The sequence below is a fragment of the Paenibacillus guangzhouensis genome, assembly GCF_009363075.1.
In the GTDB taxonomy this organism is placed as follows: Bacteria; Bacillota; Bacilli; order Paenibacillales; family Paenibacillaceae; genus Paenibacillus_K; species Paenibacillus_K guangzhouensis.
In genome coordinates this window covers 5109149-5129567 of the sequence record NZ_CP045293.1, presented here as the reverse complement: position 1 = coordinate 5129567, position 20419 = coordinate 5109149, and the positions used below count along the sequence as shown (strand labels likewise).

Below are 20419 nucleotides of genomic sequence, written 5' to 3'. Positions count from 1 at the left end.
TTTATTGTACATTGAGAGAAACAAGGTAGGACTTAAGGAGGTAAGCGCTATCTTTTTACCTATAAAAATACGATAAAATGAACGTCATGTAAAAAAGTGTATACCCAATGTCATTAATTATCTATTTGAAAGAAAGGCCACTTTTCATAATGTTTACTGTAAGGACATTGCATATGCTACAAGCTTCTATGACGTGTCGGAATCTCGGAAGGGAGGAAAGAGCATCGAGGTAAGCTGAAATGGAAGCGCATACCATTTGGGAGTTTGATGTTTCTTGACTCAAGAATCAGAAGGGAGTTAGCACGATATGAAAAGGAGTAGAAAGTGGGTTGCGCTAATCATGGCTGCGATTATGATTGTAACGATGATGCCGATCGCGCAAGCGGAAGAGGCGCCGCCCCCCACACAGACAGAAGGACAGACACCAGCGGAGTCGCCAGGCGGAGTCAATCCGATTGTTGATCCATCGGTCCAACCGCTAGTGAACGCGGAGGGTGTTACGGCATCCGTATATAACGACGTCTATCGCAACTTGGCTGCAGGACTGTCGTATGAGTGGTCAGAAGAGCCGGAAGCATCTTATCCGGACGTCGGCAACAAATTGACGGATGGCAAATATGGAGCGAATGATAGATCCGACACAGCATGGGTTGGACATCATTTGAAGAAGACGCGCGAAGTCGTGTTCGATTTGGGGGAGAAGAAGTCCATTACGTCAATCAAAGCCAACTTCCTTGAAGACTGGCCGCAGAATAACGTACTCTTGCCACTGACGGTCTCGATGTACGTCTCCGATGACAAAGTGAGTTGGGGCTTGCTCAAAGACAATGCAACACAAAAGCTGTGGAATGACGGCAAATACACAGAGACTTATGTGTGGGACGGCAGCAAGGACGGCATTAAGCGCTTAAGCACTGAGAACCCTGATGCAAAAATCGCATATGCACGGTACGTGAAAGTGATGTTCTCCATGCATCCTTCGGCGATGACACTCGTGGATGAGATCGAAATTATCGGTCAAGACGGGCAAGCAGATGGAGCGGTAACCGTGCCTCCTCAGCCTTCGGCAGCATTGTTAGCGCCTGGTGAAGCGACGGCGGGAATCCATGATTTAGGACTGCTCTATAACGGACATTATGCTGGCGGTAAAGGCGATTGGTCGAAGGATCGCATTATTCCGAATATCAGTTACGTGGATAAAGTTACGAAGCAGCCGACAGAATGGCTCTTCGACGGCGTTCTTTATCTCGGGACGAACTCTCCGGAAGGACGTAGTTTCGGGGCGGGGTCGGGCGATCCGTCCATTCTTGCAGACTGGAAATGGTATTTGGATAAAACATTTGCGCCTGAAGGCGATATGAAGCACCTGAATGATGCGACGGTGGAAGTCAGTGGGAAGCTCGGCGAACCGAATCATAAGACCAAGGTTGTGCTCATGATTCCGTATCCAGATGAGGGAGTATCCAATTTCGGAGATCTTGGAGACGGGAATCTTAACTTTACTGGCCATGAACCGCAAGCGCTTTCAAATCGTGCGAAGGCGACGCAGTGGTATATTAACGAAGTGAAGGCGCGTTGGGCTGCTGGGAACTATTCCAACCTTGAACTCGTTGGTATGTACTGGCTGGAAGAACAGATCGGCATCGATGCAGCCGGTCCGGACTTGATAAAGGCTGTAAGCGGGCAAGTACATGCGGACAATATGAAATTTTTCTGGATTCCGCATTTCTTGGCATATAAGGCTTATATGTGGAAGGATGTCGGCTTCGATGCGGTAGCGTTCCAACCGAACTATTTCTTTGAGCCGACAGGTTATGATCGTTTTGAAGATGCTTCGAACATCGCGAAGCGTTATGGGATGACGAACGAGTTCGAATTCGATGATCGGATGCTGACAGACGGTGTGTTCCGCGAACGGTACATCGATTATTTGAACAGCGGTGTGGAAACCGGCTTAATGAAAAATGGCTTCAACGTTTACTACCAAGGCAATAATGCCGTGTATGATAGTGCGGTGAGCACAGATCCGGCCAATCGGATCCTGTATGACTGGCTGAGAGACTATGTTAAAGGTGAATACAAAGTCAACAACGCGGCACCGCCGGAAGTGGAAGTGCAGAAGAACGGTGAGCCATTTAAAGCAGGGCAAGTTCTTGCAGATTCCGAGAAAGTGAAGTTCACCTGGAAACTTAAAGGTGATGTTGATCCAAGCTTGATTAAAGTTTCTGCGATGTATGATGGAAAGGCGTACACGGAAGGGACGGAAATCAACTTAAAGAATATGTTCGGCAAGCATGTACTGGATGTGACCGTCACTTCGGGAAAATCGAAGAAAACATCGTTCACGTTCGAAGTGAAGACGGATGCCGCGACGATGACAGCGCTCGTGGACAGTTATGTCATTGACAAAAAAATGAGCAGCAGCGATGCGACAGCGCTGAAAGTCTACCTCGATGCGATGAAGCAGGCAGAGGGCGGCGTCAATCCAGCCGAATTCACGAAGTCTCTGAAGAACTTCAATGCGAAGCTGGATCAACTGAAGAAGAACATTAAGATCGATGCCTATACGATGCTGAAGGAAAGCGTCTATTACCTCGCAGGCAGTCTGGCTGAAGGTAAACCTGTAGAAGTATCGTCGATTGAGAACAATAATCCGAATTATATTCCATCCAATGCGGTGGACGGATTCCAATCGACGCGCTGGGCGAGTCACTATGATGATGCGAACTGGTTCCTCGTCGACCTCGGTCAGCCAACGGCGATGGACACGGTCCGCATTAGCTGGGAGGGCGCTCGTGCTGACACGTATAAGCTGCTCGTATCGGACGATAAGAAGACGTGGAAGAACGTAATGCCGAATGACGGCATTATTAAAGCGCAAGACGGCAAAGAAACGGTTCAATTCAATTCGGTGACGGCAAGATACATCAAATTTGAAGGCGTCAAGCGTGCTACGGGCTACGGATATTCCTTCTATGAGTTCGGCGTATACTCGTTGTCTGACCAACAAGTGAAACTGGAACGTAATCTTGCATTAGGACTGCCGTATACTTGGTCTCAGGCGCCTGAGGCATCCCGTCCGGATGATCAGAAGAAGCTAACTGATGGCAAATATGCCAAGATGGTCAACGGCAAACCGGATTTCAATGATCCGGCATGGGTTGGACATCTACGGAAGAAAACGCGTGAAGTTGTATTCGATCTAGGCGAACAGAAGTCGATTACGAAGATTAACGCGCACTTCTTAGAGAGTTGGCCAACCAATAACGTGCTCGTGCCGCTGACCGTCTCGATGTATGTCTCCGATGATAAGGTGAATTGGGGATTGCTTAAGGACAGCGCGACACAGGAACTCTGGCGAGATGGAACGTACGATGAGACTTATAGATGGGATGGCAGTAAGGACGGCATTAAGGCGGCAGGTCCTAGTGCGCAAATCGCTTATGCTCGTTATGTGAAAGTAACATTTACGATGCATACGCGTGCCATGACCTTCGTGGACGAGATTGAAATTCTAGGGCAAGACGGGAAAGTGGAAGGTGCAGTAACCGTTCCGACGTATACGCCGAAATTCTTGGAGGCAGGCGAAGCGACGGCAGGTATTCAGCATCTTGGGCTGCTCTACAATGGGCAATATGCGAATGACTTAGGCACATGGACGAAAGAACGGATCATTCCGAACATTAGTTATGTCGATAAAGACGGCAAGATTAAGGATCGACTCTTCGATGGTGTCCTGTACCTTGGCATTAACTCGATAAATCCAGGTCGTGATTTCGGCGGTAAGGCTTACCTCGAAGACTGGAAATGGTATTTGGATAAAACATTTGCGAAAAATGGCGATATGGATGCGTTAGACGCAGCGGCTAGCGAGGTTTCCAAGGCACTCAATCAGCCTGGCATGAAGGAAAAGGTTGTCCTCATGATTCCGGATCCAGGCGAATCGATCACCAATTTCGGAGCGATTGAACAAGGCGGAGAATCGCTGAACTTCAATGATTCCGTTGGCAAAGAAAAAGCATTTGCGAACCGTGAAAAAGCAGTACAATGGTGGCTGCAGCAAGTTAAATCAAGATGGGAAGCAAAAGGTTACGCTAACCTTGAGCTTGTAGGTATGTACTGGTTCGAAGAGCAAATCAGCACAAGCCAATCCGGACCGGATCTGATCCGTTCGGTGAGCAGCACCCTGCATGACATGCAAATTAGCGGCAAAGACCTGAAGTTCTTCTGGATTCCGCATTTCTTCGCTTATAAAGCGTTTATGTGGAAGGATGTCGGTTTCGATGCGGTGACGATCCAACCGAACTATTTCTTCGAGCCGATGGACAAAGAGCGTTTGGAGGATTCCGCAAATCTTGCGAAGCAGTATGGCATGTCCAATGAGCTTGAATTCGACGATCGGATGCTGACGGACGGCGTGTTCCGCGAGCGGTATATCGACTATTTGAACAACGGCGCGAGTACAGGTTTGATGACAGAGGGCTTCAAATCGTATTACCAGGGCAACAATGCGGTCTATAACACCGCGGTCAGTAAAGATCCAGCGACACGCGTTCTCTACGATTGGTTGTACCAATTCGTTAAAGGAACGTATAAGGTTAACGAAGATCAGCCATCCAAGGTAAACGTGCAAATGAATGGCAAGCCGTTCCAGAGCGGTATGAAGCTCCTGGATACCGAGAACGTAGCTTTTACTTGGAATCTTGAAACGGATGACGGTCTGACGAAAGTAACAGCGACATTCGACGGCAAGCCTTATACGGGTACGGACATTTCGCTCGAAGGCAAGCTTGGCAAGCATGAGCTCGTCATTACCGTGACGGCGGGCAAAATGGTGACAAAATCGTATGTGATCGAAACCACGACGAATGCAGCGGGTATTAAGGTATTAGTGGATCGTTTCCAGAAAGCTGAGCAGTTCACGGATGGGGTTGTTGCGCCAACGCTGAGCAACTACCTCGAAATGATGAAACGCAATGAGAATACGGATGTTGCGCAGGCTGCGAAGTATCTCAAAGGCTTCAACGCGAAGCTGGATGAATTCAAGCAAGCAGGTCAGATCAAAGATGAGGCGTATAATACGCTGAAAGAAAGCGTCTATTACCTCACAGGCAATTTGGCGCAGGGTAAATCAGCAGAAGCATCATCAACAGAAGGTAACAATCCAAACTATGCGCCGGGTAAAGCGGTAGATGGATTCCCAGCTTCCCGATGGGCGAGTGAGTATGTTAACGACACGAACTTCACTGTGGACCTAGGCAAACCGGTTCTTATGGATACGGTCCGCATCGATTGGGAGGTTGCTCGTGCGAAGACTTATAAGCTGCTCGTATCGAATGATAAAAAGACTTGGAAGAGTGTGAAGGGTGACGGGGCTATTACGGCACATGACGGCAAAGAAACCGTTCAATTCACTCCGGTTCTAGCCCAATATGTTCGATTCCAAGGCGTAGAAAGAAATACCGAATACGGCTATTCCTTCTATGAGTTCGGTGTCTATAACCTCTCGGGCACTGTTGACGTGAAGGCAATTGAAGGCGTGCAAGCGACAATTGACAATACAACGAAAAAGGTAACGGTCACCGGATTGGCAATGGATACCGGTAAGATCGATGCCACGTTGAAGGTCGTTGATCCGCAAGGCAAAGTGAACTATGAAGGGCAGGCTAACGCAGCGGATGGCAAGATTACGTTCGCGTTCCAGTTGAATGGCGATGTGGAAGGCAAATATGAAGCAACTCTGTCGGTTAAGGATATGGAACCGATCAAAGTGAGCTTTGAATATAAAAAGCCTACACCACCAACAACAACTCCTGATAGCCCAGCTCCATCAACGCCGACACCACCAACAACACCTGCACCGGTCAACATTCAACCGCAAGCAGATGGCTCCGTCAAAGCAACGGTCAGCTCAAAGCTGGATGGCACAACGGCCGTAGGTACGATTAGCGAGCAGGATCTGAAGAAGGCGATCGCAGGCGCGAAAGCCGATGCATCCGGTCAGCAGACGGTGATCGTCGAGTTGAACAAAAATGGCAATGCAGCAGGTTATGCACTGGATCTTCCGGCTTCATTCTTGGCTGAAAATCCGAATTTGGTGATTGAAGTCAGTACGCCGAACGCAACGGCTGTGTTGAACGGCCAAATGTTCGCGAAGTCAGAGCTCGGCAAGCAAGTACGGGTGATCGTGAGCGCAGGGGATCGCAAATCCTTGAACGCAGCGGCACAAGCACAAGTGGGCAATCGTCCGATCGTCCAATTGTCCGTACAGATGGATGGCAAGTCGGTCGCTTGGAAGAGCGATAAAGCTTCCGTACTCGTGAAGGTTCCTTACACGTTAACAGGCAAGGAGACGGCTTCTAGTATCGGTATTCTCTTGATCAATGATCAAGGCGCCGCTACCGTGGTGAAGGGAGCAACGTATTCCGCTGCTGACAAGCAGCTTCGCTTCCCGGCGAACCAAGCAGGCGTCTATGCGATTTACGCGCAACCTGCGGCATCGTTCGCAGATCTAGGCCAACATGCATGGGCACAAGAGGCGATTGCTCAGCTGGCATCGCTCGGCATCGTGCAAGGTACCTCCGCAACAACGTTCAGTCCGGCTGATCAAGTAAGCCGCGCAGACTTCGTGCTGATGCTGGTGAGAGCATTGAATCTGAAAGCAGACGCAAGTGCTGCCTTCGCGGATGTGGATGCGCAAGCATACTATCACGATGCGGTAGCGATCGCAAAGCAGTTAGGCATTGTGACAGGGACCAATGGTGATCAATTCGCACCTAAGGCGAAGATCTCCCGTCAGGATATGATGGTCATGGCAGCACGTGCGCTGGCAGTAGCACAAGCGAAGGAGCTACAAGGCGATCTTACAGCGCTGAAAGCATTTAAGGACGCTGGCCAAGTGGCTGGTTATGCAGCAAGCGGCATTGCAGGTATGATCGAGCAAGGGCTGATTCAAGGCAATAACGGCTCGCTTAATCCAACGGGCAATACGACGCGTGCGGAGACGGCTGTATTCTTGAACAGATTGTTGAACGTATTATCGAAATAATGATACTGTGATTCGTAATAGCATAACGACTTCGCAGAGCAAAAAGGACACCTCATGGGGTGTCCTTTTTTTGCATATATAGAGCTGTTTAAGCTAGGGAACCACCTGTCTCAAGCCATGTCTTCAAACCCGACAGAACAATCGGCACACCGTTCTGAAGAACGCCGGCCGTACTCATAGCCTGCTCGAACTCATCGTGTACGACGGTGACGAGCGTTATCTTCTGATTATATAGAGCATAACTATCAGTCCAGAGAAGGGCTGAAGCAATTCGCCCGCAACATTTTGGCGGCCTTCCCGGATAAAGCCTATACCATCGAAGATATCATTGGTGAAGGCGACCGGGTTCTTGTCCGAATGACGATGCGAGGGACACATCAAGGTGTATTCTATGGTCATGCACCAACGGAGCGCAAGACAGAGGTGACATTGTACCGTGAATATCGCGTTGCGGATGGTCGCATTGCTGAACATCGGGGTTGAGACGGCCTCATCTTGAGGTCGTTTTTGCCTATGATGCAATGTTTGCGCAAACGTGTTGCATGCCCTCATAACAATTGGTAAGGTATTTAGTAAAAGGTGACGTGTGAAGGAGGGCGACGGATGGCGACGATTAAAGATATCGCAGATCGAGCAGGCGTCTCGAGCGCAACCGTGTCTCGAGTATTGAATCAGGATTACAGTCTTCAAGTATCGGAAGAGACAAGACAGCGCATCATGGATGCAGCGAAGGCGCTTGAATACAAGAAAGGCGGCAATCGTGCGCGGAAGAAGAACGCGGACGCTGCTGCCATGAATATACTGAATATAGGGCTTGTTATTTGGTGTACGGAAGAGCTGGAATTCTCGGACCCGTATTATTTGTCGATTCGTCAGGGAATTGAACGGGAATGTGCGAAGCAAGGTATGCATGTAACGAAGGTCTTTCGGTTAATGGACGATGCCCAAGAGGTCGATACGGAGCAATTGGACGGGCTTATTGTGATCGGGAAGGTGGATTTGGACGTTGTTCAGAGGCCGCTGAATACAAAGCCGAAGCCGATCGTGTTCATTGATTATATCTTGAATGACAATTGCGACTCGGTCATGTTCGATCTACGTAAGGCGGCTAGACAGGCGATGGAGCATTTGTTCGAGCTAGGGCATCGCCAAATCGGGTATATCGGCGGTGTCAGCTATATTCGTAGAACAGAAGGCAGAGTACATAATGTGGACCAACGCCAGCTAGAGTTCGAAGCGATGATGAGCGATCGTGGTCTACTCGATCCAAGTCTCGTATTCGTCGGGGATTGGCGGACCGAGGAGGGCTACCGATTGATGCTGCAGGTGCTTGAACGGAAGGAGCGCCCTTCAGCGTTATTAATCGGCAGCGACCCGATGGCGATTGCAGCCATCAAGGCCGCGAATGAAGCGGGGCTCAGTATCCCCGAGGATATGGCCATCGTCAGCATTGATGACATTCATATGGCTTCTTTCGTGACACCTCCACTTACGACGGTGAAAGTGTATGCTGAGGAAATGGGCATGACGGCGGTGAAGCTGCTGGTGGATCGTCTGAGGGGCCGTGAAGTATCGCTGCATGTGACCGTTCCGACGAAGCTGATCATTCGAAAAAGCTGCGGTGCCAGTGCTAGAATAAAAAAATAGGAAAATCATCGTTGAATGTTTTAGTAAAATTAAATACACTATTTTAGTAAATATTCTAAAATAGAAGGGAATGCACATCACGTGGATACGTTATCTAGCACACCGTTGCTCCGGAGGCTATCGCTCTGTGCGATTGTATTATCGACGGGTCTAACGCTCGTATGGCCTATCAACACGATCTATATGCATGAGCAGTTTGGCGGGACGATAAGTACGGCGGGGCTCGTGCTGCTGCTGAATAGCGGGGCAGCTTTTGTCGGCAATCTAGTCGGTGGGATTCTGTTCGATCGCATGGGTGGCAGGCTTCCTGTTCTCTGTGCGATTGCAGGCTCCGCTTGTACGGTAGCTGCAATGGGATTTGCGCATGATCTATACAGCTATGCGGTTCTGTTAACTTTGCTGGGCCTCTTCAGTGGACTTGTCTATCCGATCCTGAATGCAATGGCGGTGACGGGCTGCCCGGGGGAAGAGCAGCGTGCGGTTAATATTTTGTTCGTGTCACAAAATGTCGGGATGGCGCTAGGTGCAGCGCTCGGCGGCTTTGTGGCGAACTTATCGTTCCAATTTGTATTCCTCGGTAATGCGCTGTTGTACATGGTGTTCTTCGTATTGTTCGCCAGTCTGATCCGTCAGCCGCACCAGAGGCATCGTGCTTCGATACGCCCATCCGTGCGCCGTCAACGCGGTGGTGGTCTATGGAGCAGCGGCTCGGGACGAGCAGTCATTACGGCGTGTATCGGCTTTGCCATCTCATGGCTTTGTTATTCGCAGTGGTCTGCGGTCGTGCCGCTTCATGCCAAGGCGCAAGGCATTTCATTCGCACTATACAGTCTACTATGGACGGTCAATGGCGGGCTTATTCTGCTGTCACATCCGCTCAAAACATGGCTTATACGGCGGTTCCAGATCACGCTGCAGACACAAATTCGGTGGGGGACATTTTTCTTCACCGCAGGTCTTTTACTTGTTGGCTTCGCAGACTCGTACCCGCAGTTCGTGCTTGCGATGGTCATCATGACTTGCGGGGAAGTGCTGGTCTTCCCGGCCGTGCCGGCATGGATGGTCGAATCGACGGATGAGTACGCGAGAGGGAAGGTGCTTGGAGCTTGCGCCGCATCCTCTACGGTTGGAAGAATGTTAGGTCCCTGGCTTGGAGGCCTTGTCTATGAAGGATTGCCAGGACACTCTGTTTTCACCATCGCAGCCATGATATGTTTGGTTACGATATGGCATTATCGGCAGGCCGGGCGGCACTTAATCATGATGGTTCCGAACTCGGGCAGCCATGCTTCAAAAGAAGGGAAATATGTCTCTTCAACATAGTACAAAGTGCAGGTCAATGGACCCAGGAGCAGCGAAGGAGCTGCTCTTTTTTTTGTTATGACAGGGGAGAGGGATTTTCCTTTTTTATGTGCATCAAGTCTCTTGATTATTTTAAAGTTGGATGATAGAATAACATCAATAATTTACTAAATATATAGGTAATATTCGCAATTAATTTAGTAAATTTATATTCTGAGTTATAGGGTGATGTGCAGCGAGAAATGTGGGTTGTATGGAGAGGTTGAAAATGTAAGCGAATACATTTGGGGGGGTCCATGCATGAAACGAAATTGGTCATTATTCATTGCGATTGTTCTAGTATTAACATCACTTGCTGGTTGTGCGGGAAAAGATGAGGCTGCCAAGCAAGGAACCGACGAACAGACAGAGACTCAGACGGCTCAGAATGCGGAGAAGAAAGTCAATGAATTCAATTGGGAAGTACCTGCGAAGACGACGGAGATCAATTTCTACTCCGGGCAGGATAACCCAGATAATGTGAACAAATATCAAGCCGCACTGCAGAAATACATTCTAGAGAAATTTAATGTGAAGCTGAACAACATCGTCTATGACGTAGACAAAAAAGAAAAATTGAACCTGATGCTCGTCAGCGGCGACTACCCTGAGGTCATTACGAATCTGAGTGAGTCCGAGGCGCAGCAATGGGTCGACCAGGGCAAGGCGGTTGAGATCGGACAGTATCTGGATCAGCTTGGACCGAATATTAAGAGCCAATTGGAGCCATGGATCAAATCGTATTACAATGCGGACGGTAAACTCTACATGCTGCCGAAGTATTGGGGCTTATTGCCGATCCCGGACAACTCTGCTCATATTCGCAATGATTGGTATACCGCGATGGGATCGCCGAAATTCGAGACCCCGGAGCAATATTACGACATCCTGAAGCAGATGCAGGCGGCACATCCAAAGAATGCAAAAGGCGAAAAAACGTATGCGCTTTCAAGTGTCGCGCCTGTGACAACCAATATGGTGCCAACACTGGCTGGCATGTATGGATTGCAGAACGGCTATAAAGTAAGCCCAGAAGGCGACATGACGCATTGGGTTAATACGCAGGAAGGACTTGAGCTCACGAAGTGGGTGAATCAGATCTACCGTGACGGATTGCTCGACCCGGATACGTTCGTGAACAAGTTCGACGAATGGAAGGCAAAATTCTCGTCCGAGCGCGTTATGGGTCATATCGGTCCATGGTGGCAGTCTTGGAATGCTGGCCATGAGGTGTGGCAGAAGACAAATAAGGATTGGAAGGAAGAACAGCGCTATGTGCAGGTTGGGTTAAAGGCAGCGGGTGCGGAGAAAGCTTATCTGTCGCCTAAAAATGCACGCGGCGGCTCCTTTACGATCATTACAGACAAAGCAAAGGATCCTGAGGCAATTATCAAATGGATGAACTTCTCCATTACCGATATCGGTACAAGACTCATTGGATGGGGAGCTCCGAATCAGCCGGATTCGGTCTGGAAGTACGAAAATGGTACGTGGAGCTGGGTAGAAGAAGCGAAGAAAGCGATCATCGACGCGACATGGAATTATGAGAAATCCGACATGCTCGGCCAAGGCTACCTGATGCTTGTTGAAGGTCAGGGGACGATGAAGGATGACGGCAAAAGTACACTCTGGTTCGATCAGAACTTCAACAACGAAGCCAAATGGAAAAAGATCATGAATGACAATTTGAAGGATACGATCTATGACAACTCGATGGGTTCGATTACGATTCCGGCGAATGATCCGCTTCTCATGACCAATCAACAGATTACGGATCAGCTTGAGACCTTGTGGGCGAAGACGGTCATGAGCAAGTCCGAGGAAGAGATGACCCAGAACTATGAAGCCATGAAAGAAGCGCTAAATAAATCGGGATTGCATGATATTGAGAAATTCAGATCCGATGTGTACAAGACGCGTATGACGACGTGGAAGTAATTGAAGTGAAAGAGGGGAAGGACTTTTCCTTCCTCTCGCTTTGAAATTCATGAATCGAGAAAGCAGGTGGCTCGGATGAACGCGGAAGTGGTACAGCAAGCCTCGACACAGTCGAAATCCAAATTCCAACTTCTTAAGCGGCAGGTCTATAAAGAACGCCAGCTATGGTTAATCTGTATTCCCATGATCATATGGGTTGTTATTTTTAGTTATCTTCCGATGTATGGACTCGTTATTGCCTTTATGAAATACATTCCGGGGAAACCGATGTTCAGCAGTGAGTGGGTCGGGCTGCTCCATTTCAAAACTTTTTTTCATTCGCCCGATTTCTGGAATGTGCTGCGCAATACACTCGCCATCAGTGGACTAGGCATTGTATTCGGCTTTATCTCGCCGATCATTCTAGCGCTGCTGCTGAATGAACTGCGCCACAAAGTATTTAAACGCTTCGTTCAGACCATTTCATATTTACCGCATTTTATTTCCTGGGTGGTTGTCGCGAGTATTTTATTCGCCATTCTCGGCAACGAAGGCTTCTTGAACGATATGCTGCTGCGGCTAGGCATCATCGATAAGCCGATCTCGTTCTTAGGCGAAGGGAAATATTTCTGGGGGATCTTAACGACGACGAATATATGGAAGGATGTCGGTTGGGCAACGATCATCTATTTGTCAGCAATTGCAGGCGTGGATACGGAAATGTACGATGCAGGCAAAGTAGATGGGCTTGGCCGGTTCGGAACCGTATGGCATATTATCCTGCCGAGCATTCGACCTACGATCGTCTTATTGTTTATTCTTGGTCTCGGAGGCATTCTGAATGCGGGATTCGAACAGCAGTTGCTGATCGGGAACTCGCAGACGAGGGAATACCACGAGGTCATCGATACGTACGCGTATAAATACGGGATTCAGCTCGGTAACTATTCCTACGGTGCCGCGATTAATTTCTTGAAGAGCATCATCGCGCTTGCTCTCGTCCTTGGCGCCAACCGGATCAGTAAGAAGGCGCTGGATACATCAATACTTTAGAAGGAGGACGTGCGATGAGATCGACGGCTATTCGACCAAGCTTAGGCAGCAGAATTTTCGATGTATGCAATATCGTGTTTATGTTGGTGTTCACGTTCCTAATGTTGTACCCGTTCGTGAATTTGCTGGCAATTTCGCTCAATGACGGCGTGGATGCTGCAAGAGGAGGAATCTACTTCTTCCCGCGCGAATTCTCGCTGGACTCTTATATCTTCCTGCTCCAGAATGAGAAGCTGTTCTCGGGTCTGTGGATTTCGATCCTGCGCGTCGTCGTGGGGACGACAACATGCGTATTCATGACGGGATTACTTGCGTACGTTGTAACGATCCGCAGTTTCTCCGGTGCACGTTTCATGCGGGTTTTGTTCTTGATCACGATGTATTTCGGAGGTGGCTTGATTCCGACTTACTTGTTGATGGTGCAGCTCGGTTTAATCAATACGTTCAACGTTTATTGGATCCCGGGGCTTCTGAATGCTTATTACATGCTGCTCATGGCTTCGTATATGCAGGGCTTGCCGGAATCGCTGTTCGAATCGGCCCGTATTGACGGGGCGTCTGAACTCAAGATTTATGCTAAGGTTGTCATTCCAATCTCCCTCCCCGTGTTTGCCGCAATTGCGGTATTTAGCTCGGTGGGGCATTGGAACTCTTGGTTCGACGTTATTTTGTACAATTCAAGCGGGAAATGGGATACGCTGCAGACGTATCTGCGTAAGCTGTTGCTCGAGGTTGAGGCACTGCAGCAAATTCAGGATGCACAGGTTGCTTATTCGAAATACCGCAATATATCGAGCTCAACGCTGCGGGCTGCTGTGACGATGGTCGTTACGCTTCCGATCGTCTGTGTGTATCCGTTCATGCAGAAGTATTTTGTCAGCGGCATTACATTGGGCGCGGTAAAGGGGTAGGGTAATTTAAATCACAGAGGTTAGATAAGGACAGGGAGGAACTGCTGGTGAAGACAATGGAGATAGAGATGAATCAAATAAATACGGGGAAATATCATGTTACAGTTATCGGAGACGATAATCGGTTTCGGGCTACGCTCAAGTCACAAGCGGTTAGCGAAGGTGTGGAACTGCTGCATATTACGCTCGAAGCCGATGCGCCGATACAGCCATCGGAAGTAGAAATTGTATGGCATATTCCTGCGATCGACATTCACGGGTATTGGCACCCGGCAGCCTATCGGAACCGACGCCTTCATGTGGATTGGGAGCGAGGGCTTGCCTCCAAGGCGACCTATTCGGCGCCAGTCGGGTGTCTATTCAATACGCTGGGACGTAACCGGTTAACTTTTGCATATTCCGACGCCATGAATACAGCCTTGATGTCGGCAGGCATTCACGAAGAGACTTCGATGTTCCGATGTGCCGTGAAGTTGTTTACGGAGCCGATGGCACCGATACAGACCTATGAAGCGGTGATCCGCTTGGATGCGAGAGATGTACCATATGCCGAGAGTCTAGATGATGTACAGCAGTGGTGGGCATCACTTCCGGGCTATGCGCCAGCTTCGGTGCCTGAAGCGGCAAAGCTGCCGGTCTACTCGACTTGGTACAGCTTCCATCAGCAGCTTGATCCCGACGCGGTCGAAGATCAATGCCGAATGGCGAAGGAACTAGGGTGCGAGATGGTCATCGTAGATGACGGTTGGCAGACATCCGATAATGCACGGGGATATGCGTATTGCGGAGATTGGCTCGTCAGCGAGGAGAAAATACCGGATATGCGGGCCCATGTGGACCGCGTCCATGCGCTCGGCTTGAAATATATGCTGTGGTATTCGGTTCCTTTTGTAGGGAAAAAAAGCGATGCTTGGCATCGATTTGAACATAAAATACTGACGGTATTTGACAATCTTGGCTGTGGTGTACTCGACCCAAGATATCCAGAAGTACGGGAATATATTATTGGTATATATGAGAAGGCGCTTGTGGAATGGGATTTGGATGGGTTGAAGCTTGATTTCGTAGATAGCTTCTATGCGACAGAAGAGACGAAGGATAAGCAAGATCCGGAGATGGATTTTGCGTCCGTGCCCGAAGCTGTTGATCGATTGCTGAGCGACGTCATGGTGAGGCTCCAGGCGATCAAGCCGGAGGTCATGATCGAGTTCCGTCAGAACTATGTTGGTCCATTAATGAAAAAGTACGGGAACATGCTTCGGGCGACGGATTGCCCGAACGATGCGACGGAAAATCGGATTCGCACAATCGATGTGCGGCTGCTCAGCGGCCAGACCGCCGTACATTCCGACATGATCATGTGGAACCCGAACGAACCCGTGGAGAGTGCGGCATTGCAGTTCATCAATATTCTATTCTCGGTTCCGCAAATCTCCGTGAAGCTGGATCTAATTCCGGAAGAGCATATGCAGATGACCTCCTTCTGGTTATCCTTCTGGCGCGAACATCGGGACACGCTCATCGAAGGCAAGTTATCGCCCGGACGACCGGATTTCTTATATCCGATCATCAGCGCGGAATCTGCGGAGAAGCGTATTCTATGCGTCTATGAAGATGTCGTGGTGAACGTCGGTGATGCAGTGCCGGATACGCTAATCGTCGTCAATGGAACGCTGCATACGCGTCTCGTGCTGGAGCTGATGCAAGATCTTGGACCAGTTGAACTTACGACGAGTAATTGTCTCGGTCAGGTCATCGATCGTCGCGATGTCCATTTGCAGGCTGGGCTTCAGCGTCTTGAGCTTCCGGCATCGGGGATCGTAACGATCCAGCGGAAAGGACGAGTGAGCTAATATGAGAGCAGGAGGCCTGCTGTTCGAATCATCGAGCACGACGTTAAATGAGACCTTTGCCTGGGCCAAAGCGCAAGCGTTATCGTATGCGCATCTAAATGATCCGGTTGGGCCGTGGTACGAAGCGGCTCTGCCTGGACGGGATGCTTTCTGTATGCGAGACGTGGCTCACCAGAGTACGGGTGCGCATCTCCTCGGCTTGCAGAAGCACAACAAGAATATGCTGCGCCAATTCGCCGAGCATATCTCGGGTTCAAGAGATTGGTGCTCGTATTGGGAGATCACGAAGCAGGGTCTTCCTGCATCAGTGGATTATACGGATGACCGTGATTTCTGGTATAACCTGCCCGCGAATTTCGATGTCATCGACTGTTGCTTACGACAGTATCAATGGTCTGGAGACAAGGACTATATCGAAGCACCCGAGCTGATGAATTTCTATCATCACACTGTATCGGATTATGTGGACCGCTGGGATAAGGACCGCGATGGGCTGCCTGAGCACTACACATTCTATGGCCGTCGAGGCATTGCTTCCTATATGGAGGACGGTATGCATCCGCTTGTTGCGGGAGATCTCGTCGCGGCGCTCTATGCGGGGTACCGTGCCTATGCGGAGATTCAGAGACTCCGAGGATATGCGGGATATCATAAGGCCTATTCGGATAAGGCCGATGCGCTGCAGGCCATGTATGGGGAGCAATGGTGGAACGAGCAAGCGGGGCGCTTCTACGGCGCAATGCTGCAGGACCGTTCGTATTATTCGCCTTATTATGCCTCTGCGCAGTACCTCCCGATCTATTTCAGACTGATCGATGATGCAGAGAAGCTAGACAAGGCATTAATCGATGTGGTGAAACATGGCGGGAATAATGTCGAGGAACGATCGTATTTGCCGGAGATCTATTATCAACACGGGTTGCATGATTTCGCTTATTCGCTATTGCTCGAGCTGTCCCATCCGAAGATGCCGAGGCGGGAATACCCGGAGGTGTCCTATAGCGTCATTACAGCGCTGATCACGGGAATGATGGGGATTTCTCCGAATGCAGCGGAGCGTGTGTTGGCCACACAGCCAAGACTTAGTCCAGTGACATGGGCATCGGCAAGACATATTCCCGTGTGGTCGAACGAAGTTCACGTCTCCCATCATGGGAATCAAGAGACGGTCCTGGAGCACGGATCCGGATCAGCATTCGTGTGGGAGCCGCAATTCGCAGGTGTATGGAGCATGATATCCATCAACGGCACCACGGTTGAAGCGAACATTAATCATGTAAAGGGGATCGGGCCAGTAAGCTGGGTTCGCACGGATGTTGTGCCTGGCGAGAAGTATATCGCGCAGGCTATCGCGTAGTCTATTAGAAAGTGTTGTGATCGTGATGACGACCATCAAAGAAATTGCACGTATCGCGGAAGTGTCCAGTTCGACGGTGTCCCGTGTACTTCGGAAGGATGTGTCATTCAGCATCCAAGAAGAGACCCGGCGGAAGATTATCGAAGTGGCAAGGACCTTGAATTATCGGACAAAGCAGAATCGGAAGCTTGTCGGGGCAGAGCAGAGCATGGACTCACGGATCGGTCTTGTCATCTGGTGTTCTGAGCAGTTCGAATTTTCCGATCCCTTCTATATGACCATTCGGCAAGGGATTGAGCGGGAGTGTGCAAAGCGTGGCATTTCGATTCACCGGATCTTTCGATGGATTGAAGATGAGAGTCCTGCGCTGGATTTTACGGGATTGAACGGCGTTATTGTGATTGGAAAAGTGGACTCGGATATGCTGCCGCAGCCGTCCTATTCCGAAGTCCCTATTGTCTATATCGATCATCAAGGATCCGATTCATACGACTCCGTCCAATTCAATATCGCTAGCGCAGCCAAGCAAGCCTTGGCGCACTTGCTGCAGTTAGGTTATCGGCGTATTGGCTACATCGGAGGAACGAGTTATGTTCGGAAGCAGGATGGGATTCACTATATTGAAGACGAGCGGCAGACAGCATATACGTTGATGATGCGGGAACGCGGATGGTTTCATGAAGACAGCGTGTTCGTCGGCAGCTGGGGGGCTGAGGAAGGTTATCGATTAATGAAGCAAGCAATCCAGCAGGGGAACCTTCCAGAAGCCTTTTTTATTGCCAGTGATCCCATGGCGATCGGCGCGTTGCGGGCATTGGACGAGTCTGGGATCAAGGTGCCGGAGCAGGTCGGCATCGTCAGCATTGATGATATTGATCTGGCACAGTACGTTACTCCGCCGCTCACGACGGTGAAAGTCTACACCGAGGAGATGGGGGTAACAGCGGTCAAGCTGCTGATTGATCGCCTCCTTGGTCGAGTACTGCCGTTTGAGGTGACGGTGCCGACGGCGCTGATCATCCGACACAGCTGTGGTGGCAGCATGCAGAAAGAAGTAGTTGCTCCTATCTCTTAGAAATATGGTTCATATTGAGCTGTTCCGCGCGAGTCGGGGCAGCTTTTTTGCTTTTTCAATGAACGCTCGATACCTGTACAAGATTTCCATCCTCTTGCGGCATCTACTATAAGATCAAGGAGTGGTCAATCTGAATACAAGCTCCCGGCGCGTGACGGTGCAGGTGTTCGATTGGTCAAAAGGCTGTAACGCGGAAGACCTTTACTCCGCAGGAAGGTGATACGGTCTTCCAACGGAATTTAGTGCGAATCAAGTGAACGAGAGATTGGGATAAACGGTGTTCCTATACAAGCACTGGTCGCTGTGGGCCGGTGTTTGTTTGTATTCGTCCAGCGAGTCGTAGATTTTAAGTATTATTTGTATTATAATGTGTAATACTTAATGGACTTTGTGAGGTGACATCCATGGTAATTGCACTGGAACTTGATAGCGAGACGCCGCTCTATGAACAGCTGCGCAATCAGATTGTCATCGGTATTGCTACCGGACAGCTTGAAGCCGACGAGAAGCTTCCGACCGTCCGTCAATTGGCTGAAGACCTTGGCATTAATACGATGACCGTGAACAAAGCCTACGCGTTATTGAAGCAAGAAGGCTACATCGTCATTGACCGCAGACACGGCGCGAAGGTGAACACCCGTGCGGAGGAAGATTCGAAGCATGCATCACATCTGGAGGAGCAGCTACAATTGATTATTGCCGAGGCAACGATCAAAGGGGTTGATCAACCGCGATTCCAGGCACTCTGTTCACAGATTTTTGCTCGAATGACCTATCAGCACTAGAAGAACTAGAATTTAAGGAAAAGAGTTGATGGCGATGTTATTGGTGATTTATCTCGTTACGATTCTTATTATGTATCTAGCCATGCTGGCAACCTATAGGCCGCAGGCGGCTTATCATCATGGAATGCTCTTCGCGGTTATGCTGCCTCCGTATGCGATGGATGATCCCTCGGTCCGCGAGGTGCAAGCGCGATTCAAAACGCAGTTCAGACAAGTGACGTTCGGATCTCTGATTGCGCTCCTTCCTCTTGGCTTGCTCTATGCGCAGATGGCATATCAGACGATCTATTTTCTGGTATGGTTGACTGTCTTTGTGATTGTGATCGTAATCCCTTTCCGACGGGCCTTCCAAGCGACGCTTGCGCTTAAACGGGAACGCGAGTGGTTCGTTGGGGCGAAGCGGGTCATCCATAGCGACCTCAGAGTCGCGCAGCTGAAGAATAAGCGTTCGGCGCCATTGTGGTTGTTCATTCTCCCTTTTGCCATGTCGATTGGCTATATCGGGTGGACAGCGAGTGATTCGGCGCGGAGTTTAGTCCTACCAGTGACTAGTCTGGCTATTACTACGCTCTTTTTCTTGGTCTCGTTCGGTATGCGCAAGGTGAAGGGGAAAGTATACAGTGCGAACAGCGAAGTGAATCTGAGCTTGAATCAAGCGAAACGCCGCATGTGGTCTTATGGTTGGTTATTCATGGCGATCCTTGAGAACATTCACTTTCTGCTGATCGATTGTCTTCTGATGCAGGAGAGCACGGTGTGGAAGAGCGAATGGTTTGTGATATCGCTTCTGTTCACGGCGATTCCGCTAGGAATCATGTTAGCCGTGCATTATCGCGTACGCATGCTAGAGCAAGAAGTATTAGCGCATGACGGGAAAATCATTTATTCTGATGATGACGAATATTGGGGCAATGGCTTCACGTACCATAATCCGAATGATCGCAGTGTTTTTGTCACGAAGCGGGTCGGGATCGGGTTTACGGTCAATTCAGCGACACCGGTCGGCAAGCTGCTCGTCTCAGGCTCTATGATCGTGTTCGCTGCCGTTATCGTGGGCGTATCATTCCTGTTGATTCGTTCGGAGCTGACATCGCCGGTCTTATCGGTCACCTCAGAGCATAACGTACATATTGATTACCCGATGTACTCCTATGACTTCAAGATCGGTGATATCGAAGAATTACAACTTGTGGATGTGATACCGAAGGGGACGAAGACGAATGGGGAAGCGACGAATCAATATGCAAGAGGGAACTTCCGGTTGAAGGATATCGGACGCTCGAAGCTTTATGTTGTCAAAAATAATCCGCCGTACATTCAGATCAAGCTCAAGGATCTTTACGTGTTCTACAACGAGAAAGACGCGTTACAGACGAAGAGCTTATATGCGCAGCTTCAGTCGCAGGTGCAAGCGAAGTAAGTCGCACAAAAG

General features: G+C 49.6%; 12 protein-coding genes. All 12 read left to right on the top strand.

Annotated elements, in window-relative coordinates; translation table 11 throughout:
- The first annotated feature begins 307 nt into the window (after nucleotides 1-307).
- The 12 genes from GCU39_RS32070 (at nucleotide 308) to GCU39_RS22975 (ending at nucleotide 20407) form a co-directional block, all read left to right on the top strand.
- Complete coding sequence (locus GCU39_RS32070; protein WP_227793305.1) at nucleotides 308-7048, top strand: DUF4855 domain-containing protein; 6741 nt, start codon at nucleotides 308-310, stop codon at nucleotides 7046-7048.
- Nucleotides 7049-7279: 231 nt separating this feature from the next.
- A complete protein-coding gene (locus tag GCU39_RS23025; RefSeq protein ID WP_152395621.1) occupies nucleotides 7280-7531 on the top strand; it encodes an ester cyclase in 252 nt (83 codons plus the stop codon).
- A 120-nt stretch (nucleotides 7532-7651) separates the two neighbouring features.
- Nucleotides 7652-8695 (top strand): LacI family DNA-binding transcriptional regulator, encoded by a 1044-nt coding sequence (locus GCU39_RS23020; protein ID WP_152395620.1) that lies wholly within the window; start codon nucleotides 7652-7654, stop codon nucleotides 8693-8695.
- Nucleotides 8696-8776: 81 nt separating this feature from the next.
- On the top strand, nucleotides 8777-10018 hold the full coding sequence (locus tag GCU39_RS23015; protein ID WP_152395619.1) for an MDR family MFS transporter: 1242 nt from the start codon (nucleotides 8777-8779) through the stop codon (nucleotides 10016-10018).
- Between the two features lie 279 nt (nucleotides 10019-10297).
- A complete protein-coding gene (locus GCU39_RS23010; RefSeq protein WP_152395618.1) occupies nucleotides 10298-11974 on the top strand; it encodes a type 2 periplasmic-binding domain-containing protein in 1677 nt (558 codons plus the stop codon).
- Nucleotides 11975-12049: 75 nt separating this feature from the next.
- The gene (locus GCU39_RS23005; RefSeq protein ID WP_152395617.1) at nucleotides 12050-13006 is read left to right on the top strand and encodes an ABC transporter permease; all 957 of its coding nucleotides are present in this window, start codon (nucleotides 12050-12052) and stop codon (nucleotides 13004-13006) included.
- Between the two features lie 14 nt (nucleotides 13007-13020).
- The gene (locus GCU39_RS23000) at nucleotides 13021-13917 is read left to right on the top strand and encodes a carbohydrate ABC transporter permease (RefSeq protein WP_152395616.1); all 897 of its coding nucleotides are present in this window, start codon (nucleotides 13021-13023) and stop codon (nucleotides 13915-13917) included.
- 56 nt (nucleotides 13918-13973) lie between these two features.
- Entirely contained in the window at nucleotides 13974-15770 is a 1797-nt protein-coding gene (locus GCU39_RS22995) for a glycoside hydrolase family 36 protein (protein WP_227793660.1), read from the top strand.
- A 1-nt stretch (nucleotide 15771) separates the two neighbouring features.
- Complete coding sequence (locus GCU39_RS22990) at nucleotides 15772-17127, top strand: hypothetical protein (protein WP_152395614.1); 1356 nt, start codon at nucleotides 15772-15774, stop codon at nucleotides 17125-17127.
- Between the two features lie 25 nt (nucleotides 17128-17152).
- Nucleotides 17153-18202 (top strand): LacI family DNA-binding transcriptional regulator, encoded by a 1050-nt coding sequence (locus GCU39_RS22985; protein ID WP_152397390.1) that lies wholly within the window; start codon nucleotides 17153-17155, stop codon nucleotides 18200-18202.
- Between the two features lie 404 nt (nucleotides 18203-18606).
- Nucleotides 18607-18987 (top strand): GntR family transcriptional regulator, encoded by a 381-nt coding sequence (locus GCU39_RS22980; RefSeq protein WP_152395613.1) that lies wholly within the window; start codon nucleotides 18607-18609, stop codon nucleotides 18985-18987.
- A gap of 28 nt (nucleotides 18988-19015) precedes the next feature.
- Nucleotides 19016-20407: a DUF5808 domain-containing protein gene (locus GCU39_RS22975; RefSeq protein WP_227793304.1), complete on the top strand. Its 1392-nt coding sequence runs from the start codon at nucleotides 19016-19018 to the stop codon at nucleotides 20405-20407.
- Nucleotides 20408-20419 lie beyond the last annotated feature (12 nt).

What these genes read in the sequence shown, in the direction of transcription:
- GCU39_RS23000 (WP_152395616.1), top strand. Translation starts at nt 13,021, where the DNA reads ATGAGATCGACGGCTATTCGACCAAGCTTAGGCAGCAGAATTTTCGAT.
- GCU39_RS23010 (WP_152395618.1), top strand. Translation starts at nt 10,298, where the DNA reads ATGAAACGAAATTGGTCATTATTCATTGCGATTGTTCTAGTATTAACA.
- GCU39_RS22975 (WP_227793304.1), top strand. Translation starts at nt 19,016, where the DNA reads ATGGCGATGTTATTGGTGATTTATCTCGTTACGATTCTTATTATGTAT.
- GCU39_RS22995 (WP_227793660.1), top strand. Translation starts at nt 13,974, where the DNA reads ATGGAGATAGAGATGAATCAAATAAATACGGGGAAATATCATGTTACA.
- GCU39_RS22985 (WP_152397390.1), top strand. Translation starts at nt 17,153, where the DNA reads ATGACGACCATCAAAGAAATTGCACGTATCGCGGAAGTGTCCAGTTCG.
- GCU39_RS23005 (WP_152395617.1), top strand. Translation starts at nt 12,050, where the DNA reads ATGAACGCGGAAGTGGTACAGCAAGCCTCGACACAGTCGAAATCCAAA.
- GCU39_RS22980 (WP_152395613.1), top strand. Translation starts at nt 18,607, where the DNA reads ATGGTAATTGCACTGGAACTTGATAGCGAGACGCCGCTCTATGAACAG.
- GCU39_RS22990 (WP_152395614.1), top strand. Translation starts at nt 15,772, where the DNA reads ATGAGAGCAGGAGGCCTGCTGTTCGAATCATCGAGCACGACGTTAAAT.
- GCU39_RS32070 (WP_227793305.1), top strand. Translation starts at nt 308, where the DNA reads ATGAAAAGGAGTAGAAAGTGGGTTGCGCTAATCATGGCTGCGATTATG.
- GCU39_RS23020 (WP_152395620.1), top strand. Translation starts at nt 7,652, where the DNA reads ATGGCGACGATTAAAGATATCGCAGATCGAGCAGGCGTCTCGAGCGCA.